The sequence below is a fragment of the Pseudomonas sp. R2-60-08W genome (assembly GCF_003852335.1).
Classification (GTDB): Bacteria; Pseudomonadota; Gammaproteobacteria; order Pseudomonadales; family Pseudomonadaceae; genus Aquipseudomonas.
The window spans coordinates 4,235,811-4,253,482 of the sequence record NZ_CP027731.1; the positions used below are offsets into that span (position 1 = coordinate 4,235,811).

Below are 17,672 nucleotides of genomic sequence, written 5' to 3' on the forward strand. Positions count from 1 at the left end.
GCGAACCCGGTGGCGGCGTTTTTTCGTTTTAGACCCAACCGTTGAGGTGCGTGATGAAATCAAGCTTCTGGAAATCCGGGCACACCCCGACCCTGTTTGCCGCGTTCCTGTATTTCGACCTGAGCTTCATGGTCTGGTACCTGCTGGGCCCGCTGGCGGTACAGATAGCCGCCGACCTGCACCTGACCACTCAACAGCGCGGCCTGGTGGTCGCCACGCCGATTCTGGCGGGCGCGGTGTTGCGCTTTCTCATGGGCATGCTGGCCGACAAGCTGTCGCCCAAGACCGCCGGGCTGATCGGCCAGGTGATTGTCATTGTCGCGTTGTTCTGCGCCTGGAAACTGGGCATTCACAGCTACGAGCAAGCCCTGCTGCTGGGCCTGTTCCTCGGCATGGCCGGAGCCTCGTTTGCCGTCGCCCTGCCGTTGGCCTCGCAGTGGTACCCGGCCGAGCACCAAGGCAAAGCCATGGGCATCGCCGGCGCCGGCAACTCCGGCACCGTGTTTGCCGCCTTGCTGGCCCCGGTACTGGCGGCGGCCTTTGGCTGGAGCAATGTGTTCGGCTTCGCGTTGATTCCGCTGATCCTGACCCTGATGGTGTTCGCCTGGCTCGCCCGCAATGCCCCGCAACGCCCGAAAGCCAAGTCGATGGCCGACTACTTCAAAGCCCTGGGTGATCGCGACAGTTGGTGGTTCATGTTTTTCTACAGCGTGACCTTTGGCGGCTTCATCGGCCTGGCCAGCGCCCTGCCCGGCTACTTCAACGACCAGTACGGCCTGAGCCCGGTGACCGCCGGCTACTACACCGCGGCCTGTGTCTTCGGTGGCAGCCTGATGCGCCCCTTGGGCGGTGCCCTGGCGGACCGTTTCGGCGGGATCAAGACCCTGCTCGGCATGTACAGCGTGGCGGTGATCTGCATCGCGGCGGTGGGTTTCAACCTGCCCAGTTCCTACGCCGCGCTGGCGCTTTTCGTCTGCACCATGCTCGGCCTTGGCGCCGGTAATGGCGCAGTGTTCCAACTGGTGCCACAGCGTTTTCGCAGTGAGATCGGCGTGATGACCGGTTTGATCGGCATGGCTGGCGGCATTGGCGGCTTTGTGCTGGCGGCCGGCATGGGTGCGATCAAGCAGAGTACCGGCAGTTACCAGGTGGCCCTTTGGCTGTTCGCCAGCCTCGGCGTGCTGGCCTGGTTTGGCCTGCACGGGGTCAAGCGTCGCTGGAGAACCACCTGGGGCTCGGCTGCCGTGACCGCCGCGCGCGTCTGATGAGCCTGCAACTGAGCGTCGCCCAGGCCAGTGCGATCGGCCCACGGGCAGAAAACCAGGACGCGCTGCGGGTGGTCACGCCCATGGCGGAACTGGCCGCGAGCAAAGGCTACCTGTGCGCGTTGGCCGACGGTGTCAGCCAATGCGCCGATGGCGGCCTGGCCGCACGCTCGACCTTGCAGGCGCTGGCCCTGGACTACTACGCCACGCCGCAGACCTGGGGCGTGGCCCAGGCGCTGGAACGTTTATTGGTCGCGCAGAATCGCTGGCTGCAGGCCAATGGCGGCGGCCAGCCGCTGCTGACCACCCTCAGCGTCCTGGTGTTTCGCGGCCAGCGTTTCACCCTGGCCCACGTCGGTGATTGCCGCGCCTATCGCTGGCTGGACGGCGAGCTGCAGCGCATCAGCGAAGACCATGTGTGGGAGCAACCGGGCATGCAGCACGTGCTCAAGCGTGCCCTCGGCCTGGACCAACATTTGGTGCTGGATTTTCTCGACGGGGAACTGCGCGCCGGCGAGTGCTTCCTGCTGCTCAGTGACGGGGTCTGGGCCACGTTGGGCGACCACAGCATCCGCGCGATTCTGCGCGAGCAAAGCGACTTGGACCTGGCGGTCAACACCCTGGTGAATGCCGCGCACTTGGCAGGAAGCCAGGACAATGCCAGCGCCTTGCTGGTGCGCGTCGACGCACTCGGCGCCGCCACGCTGGGCGACGCACTGGTGCAGTTGCAGCAGTGGCCGCTGCCGCCGCTGCTCAAGGCCGGGCAACGCTTCGAAGATTGGCAGGTGCACAGCCTGTTGGCGCAGAGCCGACAGTCATTGCTGTATCGGGTAGAGGATGATCAGCAGCGGCCCTGGTTGCTGAAAACTCTGCCGCTCAATCGCGAAGCAGACACTGACGCCGCCCAGGCCCTGCTCTCGGAAGAATGGTTTCTGCGCCGGGTCGCCGGCCGCGCGTTCCCTGAAGTGCATGCCGCCAGCGGGCGTCAGCATTTGTACTACGTGATGCGTGAATATCCGGGGCAAACCCTGGCCGAACTGTTCAAGCGCCAGGGCCCATTGCCCCTGGCTCAATGGCAGTCCATCGCCGAGCGTTTGCTGCGCGCGGTGGGCCTGCTGCATCGGCGGCAGATTTTGCACCGCGATATCAAGCCGGAAAACCTGTTGCTGGGGGATGACGGTGAACTGCGCGTGCTGGATTTCGGTCTTGCCTACTGCCCAGGGCTGTCTGAAGACCGCGCGCATGTGCTGCCCGGCACCCCGAGCTTTATCGCGCCGGAGTCGTTCAACGGCGAGCGGCCTACGGCGCAACAGGATTTGTACAGTGTTGGCGTCACGCTCTATTACCTGCTGACCGGCCACTATCCCTACGGCGAAATCGAAGCCTTCCAACGCCCGCGCTTCACTCAAGCGGTCAGCGCCAGCCGCTACCGTCCCGACTTGCCCGACTGGTTGCCCGCGAGCCTCGAACGGGCCGTGGCCGCACAACCGCAGCAACGTTATGAAACCGCCGAAGAATGGCTGCTGGTGCTGGAACAGGCCGACCGCCGTGAGCTGAGCGTGCGCGCCCGCCCCTTGCTGGAGCGTGAACCGCTCAAGGTCTGGCAAACCCTGGCGATGGCTTCGCTGCTGATCAATCTGGTGCTGCTCTACTGGCTATTGCACCACTAACGGGCAAAACCCTGCGGCATTCGCGCTAAATGCCCAATAAAACTGGGGGCATCGGCACTTGGCACAGCTGCTGCATTACCTATCCCAACAACCCACATATAGCCGCTCCTTCAACGTCGAAGGGCCGAGCTTCCCGAGAGAACGGGACCAGGACAAAGGCGTCCTCGCAAGGTAACTAGCGGGGACGCCTTTTTTTGTTTGCGCGTGATTGGTCGGAGAGCGACATGAAAAAACTCAAACTGGTGATGATCGGCAACGGCATGGCCGGGGTTCGCACCCTGGAAGAACTGCTCAAGCTCAGCAGCGACCTCTATGACATCACCGTGTTCGGCGCCGAGCCCCACACCAACTACAACCGCATCCTGCTGTCGCCGGTATTGGCCGGCGAGCAGACCTTCGAAGAGATCGTGCTCAACGACCTGGACTGGTACCTCGATAACAACGTCAAGCTGCTGCTCAACCGCAAGGTGGTGCAGATCGATCGAGTGAAGCGCCGGGTCATCGCCGAAGACGGTACCGAAGCCGAATACGATCGCCTGCTGATCGCCACCGGCTCTACGCCGTTTATCCTGCCCATTCCCGGTAACACCTTGCAGGGCGTGATCGGCTACCGCGATATCGCCGACACCCAGGCCATGATTGACACCGCCAAGACCCACAAGCACGCCGTGGTCATTGGTGGTGGGCTGCTGGGCCTTGAGGCCGCAAACGGCTTGATGCTGCGCGGCATGCAGGTGACCGTGGTGCACATCGGTGAATGGCTGCTGGAACGGCAACTGGACAAAACCAGCGGCCAACTGCTGCAAACCGAATTGGAAAGCCGTGGCCTGGTGTTCCGCCTGTGCGAACAGACCCAGGCCTTGCACGATGCCGGCAACGGCCGGGTCGGCTCGGTGCAATTCAAAAATGGCGACATCATTCCCGCCGACCTGGTGGTGATGGCCGCTGGTATCCGCCCCAACACCGAACTTGCGGAAAAGTCCGGCATCCCCTGCAACCGTGGGATTCTGGTCAACGACACGATGCAAACCTACGACCCGCGCATCTATGCCATCGGCGAATGCGCCAGCCACCGTGGGATTGCCTACGGCCTGGTGGCGCCGCTTTTCGAACAGGCCAAGGTCTGCGCCAACCATCTCGCCCAGCTGGGTTTTGCCACCTACAAAGGTTCGGTCACCTCCACCAAGCTGAAAGTCACCGGCATCGACCTGTTCTCCGCCGGAGACTTCATGGGCGGCGAAGGCACTGAAACCATCACCCTCTCCGACCCCATCGGCGGCGTGTACAAAAAACTGGTGATCAAGGACGACATCCTGGTCGGCGCCTGCCTGTACGGCGATACCGCCGATGGCGGTTGGTATTTCCGCCAGATCCGTGAGAACCACGCGATTGGCGAGATTCGTGACCATCTGATGTTTGGCGAAAATGCACTGGGCGACGTAGGCCATCAGGGCCAGGACAAAGCCATGAGCATGGCCGACAACGCCGAGGTCTGCGGCTGCAATGGCGTGTGCAAGGGCACCATCGTCAAGGCGATCCAGGAACAAGGGCTGTTCAGCGTCGATGAGGTGAAAAAGCACACCAAGGCCGCCAGCTCGTGCGGGTCTTGCGCGGGGCTGGTGGAGCAGATCCTGATCAACACCGTGGGCGGTGCCGCCGACGTCAAACCCAAGAGCGAAAAAGCCATCTGCGGTTGCAGCGACCTCAACCACGGGCAAATCCGCCAGGCCATTCGCGACCAGCACCTGCTGACCATCGCCGGCACCATGAGCTACCTTAACTGGCGCACGCCCAACGGTTGCGCCACCTGCCGCCCGGCGCTGAACTACTACCTGATTTCCACCTGGCCGGGCGAAGCCAAGGACGACCCGCAGTCGCGCCTGATCAACGAGCGCGCCCACGCGAATATCCAGAAAGACGGCACCTATTCCGTCGTCCCACGCATGTGGGGCGGCGTGACCAATCCGTCGGAGCTGCGCCGTATCGCCGATGTGGCCGACAAGTACAACGTGCCCATGGTCAAGGTGACCGGCGGCCAGCGCATCGACTTGCTCGGCATCAAGAAGCAGGACTTGCCCGGCGTCTGGAAAGACCTCGACATGCCGTCCGGGCATGCCTACGGCAAATCCATCCGTACCGTGAAGACCTGCGTGGGCAGCGAGTTCTGCCGCTTCGGTACGCAAAATTCGACGCAACTGGGCATCGAGCTGGAGCACGACCTGTTCAATATGTGGTCGCCGCACAAGGTCAAGCTGGCAGTGTCCGGCTGCCCGCGCAATTGCTCGGAAGCAGGCATCAAGGACGTGGGAATCATCGGCGTGGACTCAGGCTGGGAGATGTATATCGGCGGCAACGGCGGGATCAAAACCGAAGTCGCGGAGTTCTTCGTCAAACTCAAGACCGCCGAGCAAGTGCGCGAATACAACGGCGCATTCCTGCAGTTGTACCGCGAAGAAGCCTTCTACCTGGAGCGCACCGTGCATTACCTGCAGCGGGTGGGCATGGACCATATCAAGAATGCCGTACTCGAAGACCCGGCCCGGCGCCAGGCCCTCAACGAGCGCCTGCAGTTTTCGCTGTCGTTCGAGCAAGACCCCTGGAAAGAACGCCTGGAACAGCCGCTGCTGAAAAAGGAATTCGACGTCATCCCGGTCAAGCAATTGGAGGTGCCAGCATGAACTGGCTGGATATCTGCGCCCTGGAAGAAATCAACGCATTGGGCTCGCGCATCATCAACGGGCCCAAGGGCGACATTGCGATTTTTCGCACTAGCGACGATGAGGTCTTCGCCCTCGATGACCGTTGTCCGCACAAAGGCGGGCCACTGTCCCAAGGTTTGATCTATGGCAAGCGCGTGGCCTGCCCGCTGCACAATTGGCAGATCGATTTGGCGTCCGGCGAAGCCCAGGCGCCGGATATCGGCTGCGCCCATCATCACCTCGCCCGCGTGGAAAACGGCCGAGTGATGCTGGCCCTGCGGGACGCAGGGTGATGGACCGCCAGGTCACCGCGTCCACCTGCTGTTATTGCGGGGTGGGCTGCGGCGTGCTGATTGAGCATGACGGCACCCGGATCCTCGGCGTGCAAGGCGATCCGGACCACCCGGCCAACTTCGGCAAGCTGTGCAGCAAGGGCGCCAGCCTGCATCTGACCGGTGACCTCGACGCCCGCGCCTTGTACCCGGAATTGCGCTTGGGCAAAGACCTGGCCCGCGCCCGTACCGACTGGGATACCGCCCTGGAACATGCGGCCACGGTATTTGCCGAGACCATCGCCGCGCACGGGCCGGACAGCGTGGCCTTCTACATCTCCGGGCAATTGCTGACCGAGGACTACTACAGCTTCAACAAACTGGCGCGTGCCCTGGTCGGCACCAACAATATCGATAGCAACTCGCGGCTGTGCATGTCCTCGGCCGTCGTTGGATACAAGCGCAGCCTGGGCGCCGATGCCCCGCCCTGCAGCTATGAAGACCTGGACACCAGCGACTGCGTGATGATCGTCGGCAGTAACATGGCCTACGCTCATCCAGTGTTGTTCCGACGTCTGGAAGAAGCCAAGGCGCGCCGCCCACAGATGAAAGTGGTGGTGATCGACCCACGGCGTACCGACACCTGCGACCTGGCTGACCTGCACCTGGCGATCCTGCCGGGGACCGACGTCGCGTTGTTCCATGGGATTTTGCATCTGCTGCTGTGGGAAGACTGGATCGACCGCGAGTTTATCCAGGCACATACCGACGGCCTGGTCGAGCTGAAACGCCTGGTGCATGACTACACGCCGCAGATGGTCACGCAATTGTGCGGGATCAGTGTCGAGCAGTTACGCCTGTGCGCGCAGTGGGTGGGCACCTCCAGTAGCTTCTTGTCGTTGTGGTGCATGGGGCTGAACCAATCTACTGCGGGCAGCGCGAAAAACAGCGCGCTGATCAACCTGCACCTGGCCACCGGTACGATTGGCCGGCCAGGCTGCGGGCCGTTTTCCCTGACCGGCCAACCCAATGCCATGGGCGGGCGCGAAACCGGCAGCTTGTCGAATTTGCTGCCTGGGCATCGCGACGCCGCCAACCCCGAACACCGCGCGGAAGTCGCCGCTTATTGGGGCGTCGATCAACTGCCCGCTAGCACCGGCCTCACGGCCATCGAACTGTTCGAGCAGGTCCAGGCGGGCAAGATCAAAGCGTTGTGGATCGCCTGCACCAACCCCGCCCAATCATTGCCGGACCAGAATGCCGTGCGTGCAGCCTTGGCGACCTGTCCGTTTGTGGTGTTGCAGGAGGCGTTTCGAACCACCGAGACCGCCGCCTACGCAGACCTGCTGTTGCCCGCCGCCAGCTGGGGTGAAAAAGAAGGCACGGTGACCAACTCCGAACGGCGTATTTCCCACGTGCGACGCGCCATCAGCGCACCGGGAGAAGCGCGGCCGGATTGGGCGATTACGGTGGATTTCGCTCAACGCCTGGAGCGTCGTCTGCGGCCGGGCCTGAGCAGCCTGTTTGCCTTCGAGCAACCTGCGCAGATTTTTGACGAGTTCAAGCTGTTGACCCGGGACCGCGATCTGGACTTGTCAGGCATCAGCCATGCCCTGCTTGACCGGCTCGGTCCGCAACAGTGGCCGTTTCCAACCGGTGCACAGTCCGGGACGCCCCGACTCTATGTGGAGGGCATTTTCCCCACCGCTAATGGTCGTGCGCAGTTTGTCGCCGACCCTTACCGCGCCGCCAAAGAGCAGCGTGACGCACGCTTCCCCCTGACCCTGATCACCGGCCGCCTGCGCGACCAATGGCACGGCATGAGCCGTACCGGCACGGCGGCGCAGCTGTTCGGGCATGTCAGCGAAGCGCTGTTGAGCCTGCACCCGGACGAGTTGCGCCGTCACCGCTTCAAAGAAGGCGACCTGGTCAGCCTGAAAAGCCGTCGGGGCAATGTCATCGTCGCGGTCACCAGCGATGACAGCGTGCGCCCCGGCCAGGCGTTCCTGCCCATGCATTGGGGCGACCGTTTTCTCAAAGGCGGCGTCAACGTGCTGACCCAGCCGGCGTTCGACCCGTTATCGAAACAGCCGGAACTCAAACACAGCGGTGTGCGCCTGGAAGCCGTGCAACTGCCGTGGCAACTGTTTGCGCTGATCGAGGGCGACGTGCAGCGACATTTCGAAGCCCTGCGCCCGCTCTGTGAGGGTTTTGCCTACGTCAGCCTGAGCCTGTCCGGACGTGAGCGTCCCGCGTTGCTGGTGCGTGCAGCCCATACCGAGGCGCCAGCCCTGCAGTTGCTGAACCGCATCGACCAGTTGCTGGGGCTCAATGACGGCCCGGTGATGGCGTATGACGACCCGCGCCGCTCCATCGGTAAACGGGTGAAAATCGAAAAAGGCCGCATTACCGCGTTGCGCCTGGCCGGCGAAACCCTCGCCCGCCATTGGCTGCAGAGCCTCTGGCTGGAAGGCCGCGCCGACGATCAATTACGCCGCTGGCTATTGGCGCCGTTAAGCGCGCCACCGGGGGGTGCCGCAGCCAGCAGCAAGGTCCTGTGCAACTGCAGAAATGTCAGCGAAAACGCGGTGTGCGCCGGGATCGCCCGTGGCCTGGACCTGAATGGGCTCAAACAAGCACTGGGATGCGGCACGCAATGCGGCTCCTGCGTGCCGGAAATCAAACGTCTGTTGGCCGCCAGCCCGCAGCCAATCGCAATCAGTCTGTGAGGTAACACCATGAGCGCAAAAGTTTGGCTGGTAGGCGCCGGGCCCGGTGATCCGGAATTGCTCACCCTCAAAGCGGTAAGAGCCCTGCATGAAGCGGATGTGGTGCTGATTGACGATCTGGTCAACCCGGCCGTGCTGGAGCACTGCGCCGATGCGCGCGTGATCACCGTCGGCAAGCGTGGCGGCTGTCGTTCCACGCCGCAGGATTTTATTCACCGCCTGATGCTGCGTTACGCGCGCCAGGGCAAGTGCGTGGTGCGGCTCAAAGGGGGCGACCCGTGCATTTTCGGCCGGGGTGGCGAAGAGGCAACCTGGCTGCGCGAGCGTGGCATCGAGGTGGAGCTGGTCAATGGCATTACCTCAGGGCTGGCCGGAGCGACCAATTGCGATATCCCGTTGACGTTGCGCGGCGTAAGCCGTGGCGTGACGTTGGTCACGGCGCATACCCAGGACGACAGCAGCCTGAATTGGCGCGCACTGGCCGAGGGAGGCACGACGCTGGTGGTGTATATGGGCGTCGCCAAGCTGGAAGAGATTCGGCAACAGTTGCTGGAAGGTGGCATGGCTGCGGATATGCCAGTGGCGATGATCGAAAATGCGTCGTTGCCCGAGCAGCGCGAATGCCGTAGCGACCTCGCCGCCATGCATAAAGACGCGCAGGCGTTTGCGCTGAAGAGCCCGGCGATTCTGGTGATTGGCCGTGTTGCCAGCGCAGCCCAGATGGCTTGCATCGCGGCAGCCGCCAGCGCCTGAGGCAAATCACAGGCGAAAAAAAGCCCGGCCTAAGCCGGGCTTTTTGTGAAGCTCGGCTAATTACTTAGCTTGAGCTTCAACCGCTGCTTCTACGCGACGGTTAACAGCGCGACCAGCTTCAGTTGCGTTGTCAGCAACTGGGCGGGATTCGCCGTAACCTACGGAAGTGATGCGGCTAGGAGCTACGCCATCTTTAACCAGGACTTGCTTAACAGCGTCAGCACGACGCTGGGACAGCTTCTGGTTGTAAGCGTCTGGACCTACGGAGTCAGTGTGACCAGCAACTTCTACGTTGGTGTCTGGGTACTGAGCCATGAAGTCGGCCAGGTTTTTGACGTCGCCGTAGCTGTTAGGCTTAACAACCGACTTGTCGAAGTCGAACTTAACGTCCAGCTCAACACGAACAACCTGAGCAACCGGAGCTTCTGGCTCTGGAACTGGCTCTGGAGCTGGTGCTGGGGTAGGAGCTGGAGCAGCTGCGCCAGCGTTACCGCCGAAGTTCACACCCAGGCCAACCAGTGCGGAGTAGTCCCACTTGCCGTTGTCCAGACCGTAGTCAGCTTCAACACCAGCACGAGCGTACAGGTTGTTGGTGAAGTAGTACTTCACGCCGGTACCGATGGTAGCGAAAGTAGTCTGATCGCGACCGCTGTGACCGTCAGCTTTTACGTTGCCACGGCTCTGGTGGCCGAAACCGCCTTCAACGTATGGACGCAGGCTGTCAACGCCAGCTTGACCGAAGTGATATTGGGCAACCAGGCTGCCGGTATCACCTTTGATCTTCTGGCTACCAGTACCGTCGTTCGAACGGGTGTGGTTAGTCTTGTCGTAGGACAGGTTCAAGGACAGGTCGTCGGTCAAGAAGTAACCGATGCGAGCGCCAGGATTGAAGCCGTCTTCGATGTGCTTGACGCTATCGTTGTACTGCTTCTTGTAGAACAGCTCGCCTTCAACTGCGCCTTGGCCTTGTGCCAGAACGCCGAAAGAAGTAGCGGCAATAAGAGAACCAATGGCCAAGCCCAAGGTGTTTTTCAGTTTCATCCGTTAAATCCCCATCTGGTGATTGTAAAGCAGTCCCACAAACCGGGGGACAACTCGGCGACAAGTCTAACAGAACTTGCCTACACGTAAGAGATATTTGCTACGCACTAAGTTTCAGTCTCGCCCGCAAATTTCTCACGTAATTTATCAAGAGCACGTTTGTAACGCATTTTTGTAGCACTCAAGCCCATATGCATGATGTCAGCGATTTCCTGAAATTCCAATTCTGCGACGAAACGTAGCACCAGAATTTCACGGTCAATCGGGTTCACATGCACCAGCCAGCGATCAAGTCCGCCCTTTTCCTCGGGTGCCGGCGCCTTTTCTTCAGACGCCTCCTCAAGGGGGTCCAGACTCAAAGCGTCCATCAAGCGACGCTTTCGCCGTTCCTTCCGATACTGCGTGATGCACTCGTTGTAGGTGATGCTGTAGAGCCAGGTCTTGAACTTCGATTTGCCCTCGAAGTTCTTCAGGCCGTACAGCACCTTGAGCATCACTTCCTGACAGACATCATCGGCATCTCTATCGTTCCCCAAATACCTTGAACAAACGTTGAACAGAGTGCGTTGATACCTGCGCATCAATTCTTCGTACGCGCGTGTTACGTGAAACAGCTCCGTGTGCGACCGCGCGACCAACTCCTCATCAGAGAGCTCACGGGGGTCATAGCGCGTGGACAGCGTTTGGGCTTTATTCAAAACAAGTCGTGCCGGCAGTCAGGTCAATGTCCGCTGCAACCCGGTCAGCCGGGTTCGCGGCGGCGTACATTAGCAGGGTTTGCCGGTTTAGCGGCTACTGACCTGCTGCTCCAGGAGAATCCGGTTGGACAGCGACACCAGTTCTCCGTCATCGGTCAGCACGGTCGTCTTGACTGTGCCGATCTCCTCGATTTGCCCTTCAACCTCGCCCACACGCACTTGTTGCCCAACTTGATATAGCTCACGCACATAGATTCCCGCAAGAATCTGACCGGCAATTTCCCGGCTTCCCAACCCCATGGCCAGCGCAACGGCCAGACCAACGGTAATCAAAACGATCACAATAACGTGGTTCAGCAGGTCAGTCTTGACCTCCAATTGGCTGATCGCGACGGAAATGCTGATGATGATCACCAGCCCCTGGGCAATTCGCCCCAGGCCTGCCGCGTAATCCAGCCCGACGCCTTCAGCGGCTCCGCGCACCAGGCCATTGGCCAGTTGGGCGAGCAAAACACCTACCAGCAACACCAGCGCGCCGCCGAAAACTTTCGGCAAATACAGTGCCAGCATGTCGAGCGTAGCTGAAACTCGCTCAAGTCCAAGGGACTGAGCCGCAGAAACCAGAAAAATCAGTAGAACGAACCAATAAACGATCTTGCCGATCAGCGTAGAAATCGGCACTTGCAGCCCGGCGCGGCCCAGCAGCTTGGTCAGGCCGGTGCCGGCCATCAGGCGATCCAGCCCGAGTTTGGCGAGCAATTTGGACAGCAGGGTGTCGAGCAACTTGGCCACGACAAAGCCCAGCAATACCAGGACCAGGGCACCAAACAGGTTGGGAATGAAATTCGCCACCTTGGTCCACAATGCGGTCATCGCGGTGACCAGGCTCTGGGTCCAGAGATCAAGTTCCATATTCAGTCAGCCTTATCAGCAGTGCGAGCAAGAGGTTTACTACGGGAAACCGGTGACACATGGGCCGAACCGTTGTTCAGGGCCATCATCAATGCCGGCACCCAGCGCCCGAGCAGACCGAACAGGTCACCCGCCCCAACCTGACGGTTGGCGGTTTTCAGTACGCGACCCAGGCAAGCGTCATCATCACGGTTGGATGGCGAAGCATTGAGCATGTCACGCAAAGACTGTTCGAACGGATCGTGCATAGAGACCTCTCGCAAGTGATTTAAAAGACGAGGGTAAAATTCATCGGGTCACATCGGCCCTTTCCTACGTTCAGCTCATATTCAGCTCAAACCCAGCGCAACCGTCGAAACAACCACCATTGCCCCAGGGCCACGCAGACCATCAGCAGGCAGGCAATCATGAATCCGTAGGGGCTGCTGGAAAACGGTATCCCCCCCACATTGATGCCCAGCAGGCCGGTCAAAAAACTCATCGGCAAGAAGATGCCGGTGATGATTCCGAAACGGTACATCGTGCGGTTCATGCGCAGGCTCAAGCGCCGGTCTTCGGCCTCAAGCACAAGCCCCACGCGCTCTCTGGCCAATTCGAGCTCTTCCAGGTAACGGGTCAGGCTGTTGTGCAATTCGTTCCAGTAGTCGGCGTCGTCGTCACAAAACCACGCCAGTTTGATCCGCGTCAGCTGCGCGAAAATATCCCGTTGCGGCGCCAGAAAACGCTTGAGCCCGGCCGCTCGCCGACGGATCTGCAATACGCTGCCGTGCTCCGGGGTATACCGTTCGTCGGCATCGAGTTTTTCTTCCTCGGAATCGACGATTTCGGACAGCCCGGTGACCAGATCCTGCACTTTGTTGGTCAGGTACTGCGCCATATAAAGGATGAGTTCAGACGCAGTTCTTGGCCCCTTACCCTCGGCCAGTTGCACCAGCAGCTCATCGGTCGCGCGTAGCGGGCGCAAACGCAGGGAAATCACACGACTGGCAGCTGCGAAGATACGTACCGAAACCATGTCCTCCGGTTCCGCGCCGGGGTTGAGATTGATCCCACGCAAAAACAGCAGCAGTTCGGCATCCGGCAACGGCAGCAGCCGTGGGCGGGTGTTTTCTTCCAGCAGGAGGTCACACGCAAATTCGCTCAAACCGCTGGATTTGCGCAGCCAGGTCTGGGTTTGAGGGTGGCTGCGGTCCCAATGCAGCCACAGGCTTTCCTGAGGCTGCAGTTGCAACGCGTCAAGCTCAGTCCGGGCAATCGAACGCGCACCGCCTTTACCGTCCAGCACCAGGGCATGCACCAGCCCCCATTGCGCGTTTTCTTCCTCGAACATCCTCACCCCTTTCGGCTACTGCGTTTATTCAGGCATTTTCAGTGGGCTGGGCGAGACGATCACACCGTTGTTATCGGCATACACGTATTCGCCTGGGCGGAACGTCACGCCCGCAAAGGTCACCACCACGTTCAGGTCGCCAAGGCCGCGCTTGTCGGTTTTCATCGGATGAGAGGCCAGGGCCTGCACGCCCAGATCGGTCTGGGCAATCACATCGACGTCGCGGATGCACCCGTAGATCACCATGCCTTCCCAGCCATTTTTCGCGGCTTTCTCGGCGATCAGGTCACCCAGCAACGCACGCCGCAGCGAACCACCGCCATCGACTACCAACACCTTGCCGGTACCCGGCTGCTCGGCCTGTTCCTTGACCAGAGAGTTATCTTCGAAGCACTTGATGGTCACAATTTCGCCGCCGAAGGAATCTCGGCCACCGAAGTTGCTGAACATCGGCTCGACCACCTGTACCAGTTCCGGGTACGCGTCACACAGGTCGGGGGTCACGTAATGGTTCATCGAGAAACTCCTGTCGTCAAAAATGAGGTCGGACATCCCAGGGTGTACATCAGAAAAACGTCTTGCAACAGGCATTCTTTAAGGACTTGGCCGCGAATGCCGGCCATGATCAGACTCACCTGCGCGTAACGCAACGGCCGTTACGCGACTGAATATGACCAGAAGCGCCTGAGGCGTCATATCTTAGCCGCAACCACACAAGAGTGAAACGCCCTCGGTAGAGGGCTTCGTCAAACGACCGCAGCCACCTCGGGCCGGGTGCCGAACACAGGTGTCAGCGGGTCTTTCAACCAACGTTCCACCAACGGCCACACTTGGGCCTGTGCCGCTTTGCTGACCAGCATTTGTACATGCCCGAAATCATCGGTAAAACCCTGCCGACGCCCCAGACACAGGTATTGGCGATGTTCGCTGCCGACTTGCTCAAACAGCTTGCGACATGCCCAGTCCGGGTCTTGCCGGTCGCCCGCCGCGCTGACCGCCAACAGCGGCACGTCAACCTCTGCCAGGCCTTTCCACCAATCGCGCTCGGCGTCGCCAAAGCGGCCGAACAGGCCATTCCAACGCATCGCTTCGATTAGCACGCCGGCCGGTTCATCCTCGGGCCCGCGTTTGAATCGTGGGCCGGACACTTGGGCAAGACGCTTCAAGATAAATCGACCGCCCCATTCCACCGGTGGAATTTTCAACGGCCAATACGTGCGGCTGACCTGGCAACCAAAGATCGCCACCGAAGCCACCCACTGTGCGCCCAGGTATTGCCCGCCCAGCGCGGCAACCAACGTGGTGGCGCCGAGGGAATGCCCGATCCAGTGCGCAGCCTGCCCGCTTTGCTCGTGCACAAACGCACCAATGGCCGGCAAATCGTAACGCGCGTAATCGGCGACACGGTTGCGGGCGTAGTCGTGGTTGCGCTTGGACAGGCCATGGCCGCGCATTTCCGGGATCCATACATCAAACCCCTGGCGTGCCAAGTGAGCCCCCAGACCGATGCCCTTGGGCGAATACCAGAAGCGCCGATTGGAAAAACTGCCGTGCAAGAAAATAACCGGCGTGCCCCGGTTTTCCGGGACATCGGCCAGGCCCAGACGGGTAACCGCCAGTTCGACGGTACCGTCGGGGCTGTTACCGGGCTTGAGGCGGTACACATCTTCACTCAGGTCGCCACGACGTTCAGCGCTGATCAAGGCGACGGGAAACAGGTTGCTGCTGCTTTGCATAATCTTCTTGCACAAAAAAGGGCGGCGTCCGGTAGGAGTTCCGCCCTGTACAGATAAGAATGCCGGTCACCCTCAACGGGTGACCGGCACTTTTGACGTAGCGACGTTAAGCGGGCGCTTGGCCTTCGGCGAGGAAGAACCAGGTTTCCAGCACGGAGTCGGGGTTCAGCGAGACGCTTTCGATGCCCTGTTCCATCAGCCACTTGGCCAAGTCAGGGTGATCGGAAGGGCCCTGACCGCAGATACCGATGTACTTGCCGGCCTTGTTACACGCCTGGATGGCGTTGGCCAGCAGCTTCTTGACCGCAGGATTTCGCTCGTCGAACAGGTGAGCGATGATCCCGGAGTCGCGGTCCAGGCCCAGGGTCAGCTGGGTCAGGTCGTTGGAGCCGATGGAGAAACCGTCGAAGAACTCCAGGAACTCTTCGGCCAGGATGGCGTTGGACGGCAGCTCGCACATCATGATGACCCGCAGGCCGTTCTCGCCGCGCGTCAAACCGTTTTCAGCCAGCAGGTCGACCACCTGGCTCGCCTCGCCCAGGGTGCGCACGAACGGCACCATGATTTCGACGTTGGTCAGCCCCATCTCGTTGCGCACACGCTTGAGGGCGCGGCATTCGAGTTCGAAGCAGTCACGGAACGCTTCGCTGATATAACGCGAGGCGCCACGGAAGCCCAGCATCGGGTTTTCTTCTTCCGGCTCGTAGAGCTTGCCGCCGATCAGGTTCGCGTATTCGTTGGACTTGAAGTCCGACAGGCGCACGATGACTTTTTTCGGGTAGAACGCCGCCGCCAGGGTGCTGATGCCTTCCACCAGCTTCTCGACATAGAAGCCCACCGGGTCGTTGTAGCCGGCGATGCGCTTGTCGACGCTTTCCTTGATGTCCAGCGGCAGGCCGTCGTAGTTCAACAGGGCCTTGGGGTGCACGCCGATCATACGGTTGATGATGAACTCCAGGCGGGCCAGGCCCACACCGGCGTTCGGCAACTGCGCGAAGTCAAAGGCGCGGTCCGGGTTGCCGACGTTCATCATGATCTTGAACGGCAGGTCCGGCATGGCGTCGATGGAGTTCTGCTTGATGTCGAAGCCCAGCTCGCCTTCGAAGATGAAACCGGTGTCGCCTTCGGCGCAGGACACGGTCACACCCTGGCCATCTTTCAACAGCTGGGTGGCGTTGCCGCAACCGACGACCGCAGGAATGCCCAGCTCACGGGCGATAATCGCCGCGTGGCACGTACGCCCGCCACGGTTGGTGACGATGGCGCTGGCGCGTTTCATCACCGGTTCCCAGTCCGGGTCGGTCATGTCGGAGACCAGCACGTCGCCCGGCTGGACTTTGTCCATCTCGGACACGTCCTTGATGATGCGTACCTTGCCGGCGCCGATGCGCTGGCCAATGGCTCGGCCTTCCACCAGCACCGTGCCGGTTTCTTTCAGCAGGTAGCGTTCCATGACGTTGGCCGACGTGCGGCTCTTAACGGTCTCGGGACGGGCCTGCACGATGTACAGCTTGCCGTCGTCACCGTCCTTGGCCCATTCGATGTCCATCGGACACTTGTAGTGCTTCTCGATGATCATCGCTTGCTTGGCCAATTCGCTGACTTCAGCGTCGGAGAGGCAGAAACGCGCGCGCTCGGCCTTGTCGACGTCCACTGTTTTAACGGAACGACCGGCCTTGGCCTCGTCGCCGTAGATCATCTTGATCGCCTTGCTGCCCAGGTTGCGGCGCAGGATGGCCGGGCGGCCGGCCTCAAGGGTGTGCTTGTGCACGTAGAATTCATCCGGATTCACCGCGCCTTGTACGACGGTTTCGCCCAGGCCGTAGGCGCCGGTGATGAATACCACGTCACGGAAGCCCGATTCGGTATCGAGGGTGAACATCACGCCGGCGGTGCCGGTTTCCGAACGCACCATGCGCTGCACACCGGCAGACAAGGCCACCAGCTTGTGGTCGAAACCCTGGTGCACGCGGTAGGAAATGGCGCGGTCGTTGAACAGCGAGGCAAACACTTCCTTGGCCGCGCGGATCACGTTCTCCACGCCGCGGATGTTGAGGAAGGTCTCTTGCTGACCGGCGAACGAGGCGTCCGGCAAGTCTTCGGCGGTGGCCGAGGAGCGCACGGCGACGGCCATATCCGGGTTACCGGCGGACAAGGTGGCGAAGGCGGTGCGGATCTCTTCGTTGAGCTTCTCGGGGAACTCGGCATCCATGATCCATTGGCGGATCTGGCTGCCGGTTTTGGCCAGGGCGTTGACGTCATCGACGTCCAGGGCGTCCAGCGCGGCGTGGATCTGGGCATTGAGGCCGCTCAGCTCGAGGAAATCACGGTAAGCCTGGGCCGTGGTGGCAAAACCACCCGGCACCGAGACACCGGCGCCTGCAAGATTACTGATCATCTCGCCGAGGGATGCGTTCTTGCCCCCCACATGCTCTACATCATGGACGCCGAGCTTATCGAGGGAAACTACGTACTCTACCAAGGTGATCTCTCCACTTTCTGTGTTGGAAAAGCTCAGGACGCGGCTTGCTCAGTAGGAGCGAACGCCAGCGCTTGTGGCCTGGACC

At 60.9% G+C, this 17,672-nt stretch carries 14 protein-coding genes; 6 read left to right on the forward strand and 8 right to left on the reverse strand.

Annotated elements, in window-relative coordinates:
- Positions 1-53 precede the first annotated feature (53 nt).
- The 6 genes from C4J90_RS19200 (at position 54) to cobA (ending at position 9,388) form a co-directional block, all read left to right on the forward strand.
- Complete coding sequence (locus C4J90_RS19200; protein ID WP_124420585.1) at positions 54-1,265, forward strand: NarK/NasA family nitrate transporter; 1,212 nt, start codon at positions 54-56, stop codon at positions 1,263-1,265.
- Complete coding sequence (locus tag C4J90_RS19205) at positions 1,265-2,935, forward strand: bifunctional protein-serine/threonine kinase/phosphatase (RefSeq protein ID WP_124420586.1); 1,671 nt, start codon at positions 1,265-1,267, stop codon at positions 2,933-2,935. The genes C4J90_RS19200 and C4J90_RS19205 overlap by 1 nt, the downstream gene beginning before the upstream one ends.
- Positions 2,936-3,159: 224 nt before the next feature.
- The gene (gene nirB / locus C4J90_RS19210; protein ID WP_124420587.1) at positions 3,160-5,613 is read left to right on the forward strand and encodes a nitrite reductase large subunit NirB; all 2,454 of its coding nucleotides are present in this window, start codon (positions 3,160-3,162) and stop codon (positions 5,611-5,613) included.
- A complete protein-coding gene (nirD, locus tag C4J90_RS19215) occupies positions 5,610-5,927 on the forward strand; it encodes a nitrite reductase small subunit NirD (protein ID WP_057721197.1) in 318 nt (105 codons plus the stop codon). The genes nirB and nirD overlap by 4 nt, the downstream gene beginning before the upstream one ends.
- The gene (locus C4J90_RS19220) at positions 5,927-8,635 is read left to right on the forward strand and encodes a nitrate reductase (RefSeq protein ID WP_124420588.1); all 2,709 of its coding nucleotides are present in this window, start codon (positions 5,927-5,929) and stop codon (positions 8,633-8,635) included. Before nirD ends, C4J90_RS19220 begins: the two co-directional genes overlap by 1 nt.
- Positions 8,636-8,644: 9 nt before the next feature.
- Positions 8,645-9,388, forward strand: a complete 744-nt coding sequence (gene cobA, locus C4J90_RS19225) for a uroporphyrinogen-III C-methyltransferase (RefSeq protein ID WP_124420589.1) — start codon at positions 8,645-8,647, stop codon at positions 9,386-9,388.
- Positions 9,389-9,448: 60 nt separating this feature from the next.
- On the opposite strand, the gene C4J90_RS19230 is transcribed toward cobA, so the two are convergent.
- From C4J90_RS19230 to ppsA, 8 genes are all read right to left on the reverse strand, one after another.
- The gene (locus C4J90_RS19230) at positions 9,449-10,429 is read right to left on the reverse strand and encodes an OmpA family protein (RefSeq protein WP_124371519.1); all 981 of its coding nucleotides are present in this window, start codon (positions 10,427-10,429) and stop codon (positions 9,449-9,451) included.
- 107 nt (positions 10,430-10,536) lie between these two features.
- Positions 10,537-11,127 (reverse strand): RNA polymerase sigma factor SigX, encoded by a 591-nt coding sequence (sigX, locus tag C4J90_RS19235; RefSeq protein ID WP_003193286.1) that lies wholly within the window; start codon positions 11,125-11,127, stop codon positions 10,537-10,539.
- 87 nt (positions 11,128-11,214) lie between these two features.
- Positions 11,215-12,039 (reverse strand): mechanosensitive ion channel domain-containing protein, encoded by an 825-nt coding sequence (locus tag C4J90_RS19240; RefSeq protein ID WP_003193288.1) that lies wholly within the window; start codon positions 12,037-12,039, stop codon positions 11,215-11,217.
- Between the two features lie 2 nt (positions 12,040-12,041).
- Positions 12,042-12,287 carry a CrfX protein gene (locus C4J90_RS19245; protein ID WP_124367959.1) on the reverse strand — a complete coding sequence of 82 codons (246 nt, stop codon included), beginning with the start codon at positions 12,285-12,287 and terminating at the stop codon, positions 12,042-12,044.
- Between the two features lie 86 nt (positions 12,288-12,373).
- Positions 12,374-13,369: a zinc transporter ZntB gene (locus C4J90_RS19250; protein WP_124415324.1), complete on the reverse strand. Its 996-nt coding sequence runs from the start codon at positions 13,367-13,369 to the stop codon at positions 12,374-12,376.
- A gap of 24 nt (positions 13,370-13,393) precedes the next feature.
- Positions 13,394-13,885, reverse strand: coding sequence for a ribonuclease E activity regulator RraA (rraA, locus tag C4J90_RS19255; RefSeq protein ID WP_124363934.1), 492 nt, complete (start codon positions 13,883-13,885; stop codon positions 13,394-13,396).
- 230 nt (positions 13,886-14,115) lie between these two features.
- Positions 14,116-15,105 (reverse strand): alpha/beta fold hydrolase, encoded by a 990-nt coding sequence (locus C4J90_RS19260; RefSeq protein WP_124363935.1) that lies wholly within the window; start codon positions 15,103-15,105, stop codon positions 14,116-14,118.
- A 106-nt stretch (positions 15,106-15,211) separates the two neighbouring features.
- A complete protein-coding gene (ppsA, locus tag C4J90_RS19265) occupies positions 15,212-17,587 on the reverse strand; it encodes a phosphoenolpyruvate synthase (protein ID WP_124363936.1) in 2,376 nt (791 codons plus the stop codon).
- Positions 17,588-17,672 lie beyond the last annotated feature (85 nt).

Excerpts from the sequence above, each read along its gene's own strand:
- C4J90_RS19260 (WP_124363935.1), bottom strand. The coding sequence starts at position 15,105 with ATGCAAAGCAGCAGCAACCTGTTTCCCGTCGCCTTGATCAGCGCTGAA.
- C4J90_RS19200 (WP_124420585.1), top strand. The coding sequence starts at position 54 with ATGAAATCAAGCTTCTGGAAATCCGGGCACACCCCGACCCTGTTTGCC.
- cobA (WP_124420589.1), top strand. The coding sequence starts at position 8,645 with ATGAGCGCAAAAGTTTGGCTGGTAGGCGCCGGGCCCGGTGATCCGGAA.
- C4J90_RS19230 (WP_124371519.1), bottom strand. The coding sequence starts at position 10,429 with ATGAAACTGAAAAACACCTTGGGCTTGGCCATTGGTTCTCTTATTGCC.
- nirB (WP_124420587.1), top strand. The coding sequence starts at position 3,160 with ATGAAAAAACTCAAACTGGTGATGATCGGCAACGGCATGGCCGGGGTT.
- C4J90_RS19240 (WP_003193288.1), bottom strand. The coding sequence starts at position 12,039 with ATGGAACTTGATCTCTGGACCCAGAGCCTGGTCACCGCGATGACCGCA.
- C4J90_RS19250 (WP_124415324.1), bottom strand. The coding sequence starts at position 13,369 with ATGTTCGAGGAAGAAAACGCGCAATGGGGGCTGGTGCATGCCCTGGTG.
- C4J90_RS19205 (WP_124420586.1), top strand. The coding sequence starts at position 1,265 with ATGAGCCTGCAACTGAGCGTCGCCCAGGCCAGTGCGATCGGCCCACGG.
- nirD (WP_057721197.1), top strand. The coding sequence starts at position 5,610 with ATGAACTGGCTGGATATCTGCGCCCTGGAAGAAATCAACGCATTGGGC.
- C4J90_RS19220 (WP_124420588.1), top strand. The coding sequence starts at position 5,927 with ATGGACCGCCAGGTCACCGCGTCCACCTGCTGTTATTGCGGGGTGGGC.
- rraA (WP_124363934.1), bottom strand. The coding sequence starts at position 13,885 with ATGAACCATTACGTGACCCCCGACCTGTGTGACGCGTACCCGGAACTG.
- C4J90_RS19245 (WP_124367959.1), bottom strand. The coding sequence starts at position 12,287 with ATGCACGATCCGTTCGAACAGTCTTTGCGTGACATGCTCAATGCTTCG.